Annotated in this window: 9 protein-coding genes; 2 read left to right on the top strand and 7 right to left on the bottom strand. The window is 48.9% G+C overall.

Annotated features, from left to right (window positions below):
- Positions 1–516: 516 nt before the first annotated feature.
- A complete protein-coding gene (locus NH568_RS18915) occupies positions 517–852 on the bottom strand; it encodes a hypothetical protein (RefSeq protein WP_138552951.1) in 336 nt (111 codons plus the stop codon).
- A 94-nt stretch (positions 853–946) separates the two neighbouring features.
- A complete protein-coding gene (locus tag NH568_RS18910) occupies positions 947–1,411 on the bottom strand; it encodes a nuclear transport factor 2 family protein (protein ID WP_253049793.1) in 465 nt (154 codons plus the stop codon).
- 237 nt (positions 1,412–1,648) lie between these two features.
- Between NH568_RS18910 and NH568_RS18905 the strand changes: the two genes are divergently transcribed.
- On the top strand, positions 1,649–2,566 hold the full coding sequence (locus tag NH568_RS18905) for a DMT family transporter (protein WP_253049791.1): 918 nt from the start codon (positions 1,649–1,651) through the stop codon (positions 2,564–2,566).
- Between the two features lie 53 nt (positions 2,567–2,619).
- Here the strand turns inward: NH568_RS18905 and NH568_RS18900 are convergent, their stop codons facing one another.
- From NH568_RS18900 to NH568_RS18885, 4 genes are all read right to left on the bottom strand, one after another.
- Positions 2,620–5,766 carry a CusA/CzcA family heavy metal efflux RND transporter gene (locus NH568_RS18900; RefSeq protein ID WP_253049789.1) on the bottom strand — a complete coding sequence of 1,049 codons (3,147 nt, stop codon included), beginning with the start codon at positions 5,764–5,766 and terminating at the stop codon, positions 2,620–2,622.
- Between the two features lie 11 nt (positions 5,767–5,777).
- Positions 5,778–6,947 (bottom strand): efflux RND transporter periplasmic adaptor subunit, encoded by a 1,170-nt coding sequence (locus NH568_RS18895; RefSeq protein WP_253049787.1) that lies wholly within the window; start codon positions 6,945–6,947, stop codon positions 5,778–5,780.
- Positions 6,948–7,136: 189 nt separating this feature from the next.
- Positions 7,137–7,490 carry a hypothetical protein gene (locus tag NH568_RS18890; protein ID WP_253049785.1) on the bottom strand — a complete coding sequence of 118 codons (354 nt, stop codon included), beginning with the start codon at positions 7,488–7,490 and terminating at the stop codon, positions 7,137–7,139.
- 107 nt (positions 7,491–7,597) lie between these two features.
- Complete coding sequence (locus NH568_RS18885) at positions 7,598–8,080, bottom strand: GNAT family N-acetyltransferase (protein ID WP_253049783.1); 483 nt, start codon at positions 8,078–8,080, stop codon at positions 7,598–7,600.
- A gap of 200 nt (positions 8,081–8,280) precedes the next feature.
- Between NH568_RS18885 and katG the strand changes: the two genes are divergently transcribed.
- The gene (katG, locus tag NH568_RS18880) at positions 8,281–10,434 is read left to right on the top strand and encodes a catalase/peroxidase HPI (RefSeq protein WP_253049781.1); all 2,154 of its coding nucleotides are present in this window, start codon (positions 8,281–8,283) and stop codon (positions 10,432–10,434) included.
- A gap of 47 nt (positions 10,435–10,481) precedes the next feature.
- On the opposite strand, the gene NH568_RS18875 is transcribed toward katG, so the two are convergent.
- A complete protein-coding gene (locus tag NH568_RS18875; protein ID WP_138552943.1) occupies positions 10,482–10,943 on the bottom strand; it encodes a YaiI/YqxD family protein in 462 nt (153 codons plus the stop codon).
- Between the last annotated feature and the right edge of the window lie 21 nt (positions 10,944–10,964).

The raw sequence follows: 10,964 nt of genomic DNA, 5'->3' as shown, positions 1-10,964 counted from the left end.
CTGAAATTCGCTGTTAGAACTCAATCTGTACGAGTGCCCACACAGATGATTGCTTCATATTTTTAAAGAACAGTGCGACTCAATGTCGCTGCGCTGTTAGCGCTGAGGGTTGTGCATTCTAATCACTCCCCTTTTAATGTCAACACTTAACTTTGAAAACTTTCAACATTAAGTTTTACCTGACTCCCAACTCGTTGGCTCGTTGCTTTTCAGCGTTGTGCCCCGTGTTGGTGGATGCGCATTATAGGGAAATCGAACCTCAGCGCAACCCCTTTTTTGAAGAAAAATACCCAAGCCGACTCATTCGAACAAATAACACACAAAAAAACCGTTTATCTTCAATTTAAGCCTGAAATTCATTCAAATAAAAAAGGTTTCCAGCTGTGCTTAGAAACCTTTTTATTACGCTTATCATATATTTTAGCCTGGAAGTAATAACCGGTGTCATCTAGAGAACGCCAAGTGTAGACACTATAAATGATTACCCAGATTGCTATAAAAAGAATACCTATTTATCTAGACGCAAACCGCATCATAAAAGTATCGCTTGTGCTTTTTTACCGATGTACCCGACTGCTCAACTTCCATCATATTGTTGTCATCCAGGCATACGTGGAATTCACTGTGCCCTGTAGACGCACTCAAAGGCATCACCAACTTAGGGTTAGACCAAGAGTCACCAAAACCAACCTCCAGATCTTGTAAATCCTCAAACTCGGCCGACAGCCTATAACAAGAGCCAGGGAAGATCTGCGTGAGGGTAAGCGCTTTGATATCTCCTTTTTGACATAGAAATGCAAAAATTGGCTTTGATGTTTTGTTCTCATAAGTAACAGCAATATTTGTAATCACAGTGGCATTCTCTGACTGAATAATCTATGTGCAAACTATAGATTTCTGACAGATAAAAGCAATTACGGGCCATTACAGTTTTGTTCCTTACACATTACCTGACGCTCTTATGCTTATGTATCTGATGAAACTGCCACAGCACATTTAGGATCTGCCATTCGCCAGAGGCGGTTTTATATAAATGCATATAGTCTATCCACTCGTCAGTGATCAGTTTTACAGTAGCCACACGTTTATCAATATCTAAAATTCTCAGTTCCATTTTAGGTTGGGCTGCAAAACGAGTACCCACACGGTTGTATTCTGCTGCAAGTTCAATCATTCCTTGTTTACCCATAGCCATGACGAATTCCTCGCCTTGCTGATCGCGCCAATAAGTCCGCTTTATCAATTCATCATCTGTTACTTTTGCCATCAACTCAGGGCGAACTTCTATCTGCGCAATCAAATAGCCCTTAGCTGCGAACTCTATCGCTTGCTTATCAGCGTCTGTTGTTGCATAGCTATACCCCGATACCAAAACACAGCAAGTTAAAATAAGTTGAATATATATCGCCATCGTTGGCTCCTTCGTAAAACTGTTGTCATTCCGGCAGCCAGACACGACTTCCGTGTCAACAAGGTTAAAGGTATCGCTCAGCCATACAAACTTAAGGTTTTCTGATCCCGCCGTTTGAATAAATAAAACTCATAATTTCAAAAAGGTAGTTCAATATTAAAACGACACTCTCCTCACTATTGGCTAGATTTGCTACTCTAGCGACTTCAAAAAGCAATTAAGCCAGAAAGGACTCTCATGTCGACCACAACGTGCCACGACCAACCCAACGAATCACCGATTGTATTTGCCTTAGTTTCAGCCATGCTATTTTGGGGAATGAGTTGGATTTCAGGAAAAATTATCGCAGAGGTTGCACCCGCTCAGGTCACCGTATTCTACCGACTTTTTCTGGCTGCAATCAGCATGCTTCCTATTATGTGGGTAATGCAAAAATTCAACTTGCTGAACCTCAGGTTCAATAAACGCGCTTTAGCATGGTCACTGCCAGCAGGCTTTTTTCTCGCTTTTTACAATCAGTTGTTTTTTCTTGGCCTGGCCGATGGGTTGCCAGGTAAGGGTGGCATGCTGGTCACCACCTCCAATCCCGTGTTTACCTTTATTTTGAGTGCAATATTATTGGGGCAAGCCATCAACCGGCGCCAGGGAATTGGGCTGGCTATGGGTCTGGGCGGTGGACTAATGATGATTGAAGTGTGGCATTTCGACCTTGATCAGATACTTTCTGCAGGTAATCTGTACTTTATCCTCGCATCACTCACCTGGGCCTTTTTGACCCTCATCAGCCAGCGCGGGACCCATTATGCTGACTTCATTACATTTAGTACGCTCATGTATTTTTGGGCTTCGTTATTAAGCTATGCATTTGCTTATCAACATGACCCTTTCATCGGTGCAGCAAAGTTTCCGGCGTATTACTGGCATCACTTGCTGTTTTTATCGATTGTCGTAGTAAGCATCGCCACCAGTGTATTCTTCCTGGCAACACAAAAGCTTGGTCCCAACCGTTCGAGCTCTTTCGTCTTCGTGGTACCCGTCACGGCAATGGGACTGTCTGCCTGGTACTTTGGTGAACGGCCCAGCGTAGGCGTTGCAGTGGGCGGTGCGTGTGCTTTGTGTGCTGTTTATTTGCTCAATAAGAAAGCGTCAAACTAGAACGCAATAAAGAAAGCCGATTCACTGTATCGGCTTTCTGACCACGATCAACCTTAGCCAGCCTCCCTCGTTACAGATTTGGTACTGAATCGTTCAAATAAGATGGGCAATACAAACAACGTGAGCAAGGTTGAAGTAATCAAGCCACCGATAACCACACTGGCTAAAGGTTTCTGAACTTCTGAGCCTACCCCCGAGGACAACAAAATTGGCATTAATCCCAATGCGGAGGTGAGCGCAGTCATCAATACCGGGCGTAATCGGGACGCGGCACCTTCTTGTATTGCAGTCGATAGCTCTTCTCCTGAGGCAATGCGACGATTAATGCTCTCCACGAGGACCACCGCGTTCAATACTGCTACACCAAACAACGTAATAAACCCTACAGAAGCCGGAACAGATAAGTATTGCCCAGACCAATATAAAGAAAAGACACCGCCAATAACGCCCAGCGGAATGCTCATCATGACAAGAGCAGCCTGACCTGCGGAATTAAAGGTCACGAACAGCAACAGAGTCATTAGCAGCAGAGCACAGGGAATAACGAGCGCCAATCTCTTGTAGGCACGTTGCTGGCTTTCAAACTGACCACCAAGCTCAACACTGTAACCAGGAGGAAGTGATAACGCGCCGTCAATCTTTGCTCTGATATCTTCTACAACGCTGCCCATATCCCTGCCAGACACATTGGCCTGCACAACTATTCTGCGCTGCACGTCATCGCGGCGGATTTGTACAGGGCCTGACGCAAATTCTACATTTGCCACTTCTTTTAAACTGACCCAGGCACCTGAGGGGGACAGAAGTCTCAGAGATTCTATTACAGCGGGGTTTCGCCTGGCAGGTTCAGTCAGTCTGACGTAAATATCATACCTTTCATTCCCCTTTACAACCTGGCCCGCCGTATTGCCCCCTAAACCACTGCTGACCAACTCCATTACATCGCTGACAGAGAGTCCAAAACGCGATAAAGCTTCCCTGTCTGGTGTGATCACCAATTGCGCCTCCCCACTCAGCTGCTCCAATGCGACATCCACTGTGCCGTTGACGCTTTGGACTAAGTGCTCAAGCTCCTCTCCTTTTTTCATCAATACGGTTAAATCCGGACCGAGCAGTTTAATCGCTAGCTGAGCTTTAACGCCCGATAGCAACTCATCAACGCGAGTCGCTATTGGCTGAGAGAAGTTAAAAAGCAAACCAGGGTGAACGGCAAGTGCCACCGCCATTTTCTCTTGCAGCGCTTCCCTTGTGTCCGCATTTTTCCACTGGTCAACAGGCCTGAGTCCTATATAGATTTCAATGTTGTTGACCGGCTCGGGATCGCCACCGACCTCTGGGCGGCCAATGCGGCTCAGTGCATAAGTGACTTCTTCAAATTCCAATAACGTTTGCTCCAGTTTAGGCGCAACAGACAAAGCCGTTTCCAGACTGGCAGACGGTGCCAGTGTTACACGTAAATTCAAGGTCCCTTCTTCCAGCTCAGGGACAAACTCAGTGCCAATTTGTCCCAGTGTGTATATCGCAATTACAAACAAAGCCGAGATTACCATAAACAATGCTTTGCCATATCGCTGCGCTTGTGTCAGTAACTGTCGATAGTACTCTTCCACTTTTGCTAACATCGCATTGCGCTGCCCCGGTTTGCGGCTTTTCAGCAAATAGCAGGCTAAAGGCGGCACCACCAGTAAAGCAATCACAACAGCACACACCATGACCAGCATAATGCTGATAGCCATGGGTACGAAGAGCTTGGCTTCAACGCCTTCGAAGGAAAACAAAGGCAAAAAAACCAACAGGATAATCGTGGAAGCAAAAAAGATAGGTCTGGCGACATCCATTGCGGCTGAGGTAACCAGTTCATGAAAGCGCCAGCTCTTCTCGCCGGAAGGCACCAACTGACAGGACTGTCGTTGCAATATGCGCTCGACCATAACAACCGAGCCATCCACCAGCATACCGATAGCTACCGCCAGCCCACCCAGCGACATCAAATTTGCCGACATTCCCACCACAGACATCAGCCCCAGAGCCAGAATAATTGCCGCAGGCACCGAGAGTATAACCAGGATCGCCGCGCGCAGATTAAATAGAAAAAAGATTAACACCACGGCAATAAACACAAATGCCAGCAAAAGCGCCTGGGTTACTGTGCTCACAGCCTTGTCTATCAACATACTCTGATCATAGAAAGGTACAAATTTCACACCCGGCGGCAGCGCTCGGTTGATCTGCGCCACTTTTTCGTTTATCCCGTCAATTGTCGCTTTGGTATTAGCCCCCATACGTTTAAGAACAATACCACTCACTACCTCACCCAGGGGCTGATGCTTGCCTGTATGATCACGCTGGGTCATGGTCACCGCTCCCTGACGGATCTCTCCACCCAATTTGACCTGTGCAATGTCACTCACTCGAACCACAGTCCCATTCTCTGTCTTGACGGGGACCTGACGAATTTGTGCTAAGCCTGGCTCACCACTTGCGAACCAACCAACTCCACGGATCACAAGCTGTTCCTGGCCCCGGTCAAGATACCAACCACCTACATTACGATTATTGTCTGTCAAGGCTTGCTGCACCTGAGCCTGGGTTAGCTTATAAGCCAACAAGCGCGCAGGATCCAGATCCACCTGGTATTGTTTAACCTGCCCCCCGAATGACAGCACGTCAGTCACCCCTTCTACCGGCATCAGCAAGAGTTTAACCACCCAATCGTTGATGCCACGCAGCGCCATTTCATCAAAGCCTGAACCGGGCTCAGCCACCAGCAGGTATTGATAAACCTGACCCAGCCCAGAGGTATTCGGCCCCATATCCGGGGTTCCCACGGAATCAGGGATCAGTGAGCGGGCGGCCTGCAGCCGCTCAAATACCAACTGCCTGGCAAAGTAAATATCCGTCCCTTCTTTAAAGACAACAGTCACCCCGGACAACCCTGTCTTCGACACTGAACGTACCTGCTCAACATCCGGCAGCGCATACATTACGGCTTCAATCGGGTAAGTGATCAACTGTTCAACTTCCTGTGCCGCTAACCCAGGCGCTTCAGTGTTTACGGTTACCTGAACATTGGTCACATCCGGAAATGCATCCAGATTCAGGCGAGGTATTTGCCAAAGCGCCCCAGTCAGAATAATGAGTGCCACAAATAGCACCAGGGCACGGTGTGTAATTGTCCCTTTTATTATCTTGTCTAACATCTTATGCGCCCTCAGTGGTTATGTGGATCAAAGCCACTTTTTGCTAATTCGGAGGCAACAAAGAATGCGCCTTGAATAACCACTCGGGTGCCCGCCTCAATCACTTGCGAGGGCGACGCAGATTCAATTATCACCCTATCCCCGATCAGCTTGCCGCGTATAACAGGTATAGCGACAAACTCACCCGTGTCATGTTCTACAAACACCTGCCACTTGCCCGCAGTATCGCGCACCAGAGCTGATTCAGGCACTGCAATAACAGGGCTTGTTGTGTTAAACATAAAATACGCACTGACAAACATCCCGGCATGTAACGTATCGTCTGGATTGTCTACTTGCAGGCGAACCACTCGGGTACGTGTGAGAGGGTCCAGTCTGTGCCCCTGCTGGATCACCTCTGCCGGGTAGCGACGAAGATTGTGTTCAATCTCAACACGCGTATGGGTATTGATCGGGTCCTGCTGTGTGGCTGCTAACCTGACTTCTACCCATAAAGTTGATTCATCGGCGAGCTGCATGATGGCCTCGCCCGGCTCAAAGCGTTGGCCCTGCTCAAAGTTATCCGCCAGGACAATCCCGCTGCGCTGTGCGGACAAGGTATAGATACCCAACGATTGAGCCTTAGTCTCTTGTAACCGGCCGATATCAGACAGACTCATCCCCATCGCCAGCAGTTTACCCTGCGCCGCCTTGAACTGGGCCTTCGCGACAACCTGCTGGTTTACACTCACGCTCGAATCGGTTAGGCGCGCGACTCGCAGCCATTCACTGGCAGCAATAAGGTAGTCTGCCTGCGCCTGTGCCATATCCTGACTAAATAAGGTAACAAGCTTATCGCCCTGTTTCACTATCTCACCCAAAACGGCATGACGGCGCTCAATCACGGAGTCAATGCGTGGCGTAACGACATAGCTGGTAAAACTATTGGCTTTGAGTTCACCTGGTGCATAAAGTGGAATGCGTTCATATACTGGCTGGACTGCCACCAACTTTAGGTTGATCTTTGCCTGTTGAGCTTCGCTAAGCATCACACTTTGTGCATGAGGCTGGGTAACGTGAGAAGCCTCAACTGGCGCATGTTGTTCTTTATGGCTATGGTCTGGATCGGTGCTCAAACCGGCACTGACCTTCAGTGATATCAGCACTAACCCTGTAGCGTAACTAAAAATACCTTTGTTCATGGTTGTGTAAATCTCTAATTCGTAGCTTGTCGTGCATCAGGTATGCTCACAAGCTTCAGCCTGTCTGTTTCAGGCAAAAATGGGACGACCAATCGCGCCGCCCATTGTCATATGACAACAGGCACACGGCGGCGATCCGTCAAACGGAAAAAACAAACGCTGACCTAAACAAGATCAGTAGGCGCAGAATTAGGCGATGGGAGGTTTAAACTGAGATTCAATGCGTCGGCGAACCTGAGTGTCGCCTGGTAAAAATGAGGTTTCAGGTTTTATTAATCCGGATACCAGTGAGAGCCTGGCTGACATCCAGATAGTATGACTACCACTACAATGACCACAATGGTGACAGTCGGAGATCACATGTCCCTGCTCATCAAAAATAAGCCTGTCCGAGGCAGAATAGTTGTCATCATGAACGTGCTTAGTTTGCAGGTGTGCTTGATCAGGTTGATGAAAGTTGCCGGGATCGACAGCAGCAGTCACCGATTGAACGCCAATCAGTAACAGCATAATTATGCTGAGCAGACCCTGTAGTAAACGCAACTTACCTTCTCACGATTGATTAAGTTGCCAGCAATATAGGCGGGCCGGGAGGCGATGTCAATGCCTCTTTATAGCCTATGGTATTGATATAAAATAACATTATTTTTTTAGTCGAGCCATTTATACATGATATAGCTATCAGTAAAGCCCAAACGAGGATGACGATAAGCCTTTGGAATTGTTCCGATTATTTGATACCCCAATCTTTGCCACAGCTGCACCGCCACCTGATTACTGGCAACCACTGAGTTAAACTGCATAGCTAGGTAGCCTCTTGCTTTTGCCTCATTTTGGGAATGCTCACACAAGGCGCGCGCAACTCCTTTACCCCTAGCATGAGTTGTGACCATATAGCCACAATTGCAAATATGATCGCTCGGCCCCATCGCATTGGCTTTCAAATAATAGCTTCCGAGGATCTCGTCTTCTTCGACCATGACATAGGCACAGTCTACTTTTTCGCACCACAGTGCATAGGCCGCCTGCTGTGACATGTCGGGGTCAAAAGCATAGGTCTCTTGTTGTTCAATCACCGCTTTAAAGGTTGGCCAGAAACGTTGAAAGTCGCTTTGTGTCATTATTCTTATCATTTTCTCTCCTGCTTCACGTTTAGTCTTATTCGAACACTTGCCTGCGTAAAACCGCACTGGTGATCTCAATCAGCTTTTATAGCGTATGAAATTCACTCAACCTAATCATGTTTTGACTATAATTTATAGCCCGTCGCCTGATAACAGCCGTATTTAATCAGCGCAGTCCAACACGCCGTGACTTGAAAGGAGACACAGCAATGCAAGCAAATGGCCGCCCTGGCACCTGTCCGATATTACATAACAGCCCCACAACAGAGCAATTGGCGCAGCCAAAATGGTGGCCCAAAACATTGAGTCTCGACATACTGCACCAACACGACAGTAAAACTAACCCAATGGGTGAGGAGTTTTGCTATCGCGAAGCCGTCAAACAACTCGATTTTGACGCCCTTAAACAAGAACTGCATACGCTGATGACCAACAGTCAACCCTGGTGGCCGGCAGACTGGGGGCATTACGGTGGACTGATGATTCGTATGACCTGGCATGCCGCAGGGACGTATCGAATTGCAGATGGCCGTGGTGGTGCCAGCACTGGGAACCTCAGATTTGCGCCGCTTAACTCCTGGCCCGATAATACTAATCTGGATAAGGCCCGCCGCCTGCTTTGGCCGATTAAACAAAAATATGGAAACCGACTGAGCTGGGCTGACCTAATCGCCTATGCCGGGACCATAGCATATGAATCTATGGGCTTAGCAACCTACGGGTTTGCATTTGGCCGCGAAGACATTTGGCATCCTGAGAAAGACATTTACTGGGGCCCTGAATCTGAATGGCTCGCCACCAGCGACAGCGACAACAGTCGCTATCACAGTGAGCGGGAGCTGCATAACCCTCTTGCCGCCGTGATGATGGGTCTTATTTATGTCAACCCAGAGGGGGTAGACGGAAAGCCGGATCCACAAAAAACGGCCGAAGATGTGCGCACGACATTTGCCCGTATGGCCATGAACGACGAAGAGACGGTTGCACTGACCGCCGGTGGACATACGGTAGGCAAATGCCATGGTAATGGCGATGCACAGGCACTTGGCCCCGAGCCCGAAGCAGCCAACCTGGAAGCCCAGGGATTTGGCTGGCTCAATGACGGCGCCACTGGTAAACACGCGGTAACCAGCGGACTGGAAGGTGCCTGGACAAGCGAGCCGACTCGCTGGGACAACGGCTACTTTCATTTGTTGCTTAACTATGAATGGGAACTAAAAAAGAGCCCGGCAGGCGCCTGGCAGTGGCAGCCCATTAATGTGAAAGAAGAAGACAAATATCCGGATGTCGCCGACCCTCAAAAGCGCCATAGCCCAATTATGACGGACGCCGATATGGCGATGAAAATTGACCCCGTCTATCGTAAAATTTCTCAGCGTTTTTACGATGATCCGGACTATTTTTCAAAGGTGTTTGCACAGGCCTGGTTTAAACTTACGCACCGCGATTTGGGCCCGGTATCGCGTTATATAGGACCGGATGTACCAAAGGAAACCAGTCTCTGGCAAGATCCGGTTCCGGCCGGTAATACCAGCTACGACCTTCAGGCGCTCAGACAAGCCATCGCGACCTGCGGCCTGAGTATTGCAGAACGTGTTGCGACGGCCTGGGACAGTGCAAGAACGTTTCGCGGTTCAGATCGGCGTGGCGGTGCTAACGGTGCGCGTATTCGTCTGGCACCACAAAAGGATTGGCTAGGCAACGAACCTGCACGACTGAGTAAAGTACTGGCTACCCTCACTCCCATCGCAAAGCAACACAATGCCAGCCTGGCCGATACGCTGGTGCTGGCTGGCAATCTTGCTGTTGAGCAGGCCGCGCAAGCGGCAGGTTTCGACATTCAGGTGCCGTTTACACCCGGACGGGGCGACGCCACCGATGAGATGACGGATGTCGAGGCGTTTGCCGTCCTGGAGCCGTTGCATGATGCGTTTCGTAACTGGTTAAAAGCACCCTATCAGGTGAGCCCGGAAGAGCTCATGCTGGACAAGGCCCAGTTGCTGGGGCTCACAGCCTCGCAGATGACGGCACTGCTGGGTGGCATGCGTGTACTCAACACCAATCATGGTGCCACGCAACATGGTGTATTTACAGATCAGCCTGAAGTATTAAGCAACGACTTTTTTATTACGCTGACCGACATGCAATACCAGTGGCAGCCGAAGGATAAACACACTTATCTGTTGATTGACCGTCAGAGCGGCGAAGTGGCGTGGACGGCAACCCGCGTCGATCTGGTTTTCGGCTCTAACTCAGTATTACGCAGTTATGCCGAATTTTATGCACAGGACGATAACCGTGCCAAATTTGTACAAGATTTTGTTGAGGTTTGGGCAAAAGTGATGCACGCCGATATGGCATAACGGTCAGACGAACAAGGCACCGACCCGGGATGAGTCGGTGTTTCAGGCTAGCCTTTGTTTTGTTGCAACCAGCGGTCCAGGCTGTTGGCAAACTGTTGTTTTTCTGCCTGCCCCAGCGGAGGTGGACCGCCACTGACCATACCACTGCTGCGCATGGTATCCATAAAATCACGAATATTCAGCCGGGAGCGAATGTTTTCCCGGGTAAATTCTTCACCGCGCGTGCTCAGTGCTAGCCCGCCTTTCTCTATGGCTTCTGCCGCCAGTGGAATATCACTGGTGATCACTAAATCTCCCGCGTTCATACGACGTACAATTTCGTTGTCGGCAACGTCAAAACCACTGCTTACCTGTAGCTTGTGAATGTAGGGTGACGGCGGTGTTTTTATATACTGATTGGCGACGAATGTGACGGGCATCTGGGTTCTGGCTGCGGCACGGAATAAAATCTCGCGTATCACCACAGGACACGCATCTGCATCCACCCATATGTTTTTCTTGTTGTCCAAAGTTGGCTCATTTACTCTATT

It is taken from the genome of Pseudoalteromonas sp. XMcav2-N, assembly GCF_024124545.1.
In the GTDB taxonomy this organism is placed as follows: domain Bacteria; phylum Pseudomonadota; class Gammaproteobacteria; order Enterobacterales; family Alteromonadaceae; genus Pseudoalteromonas.
This window is presented reverse-complemented; position numbering and strand designations above follow the sequence as displayed.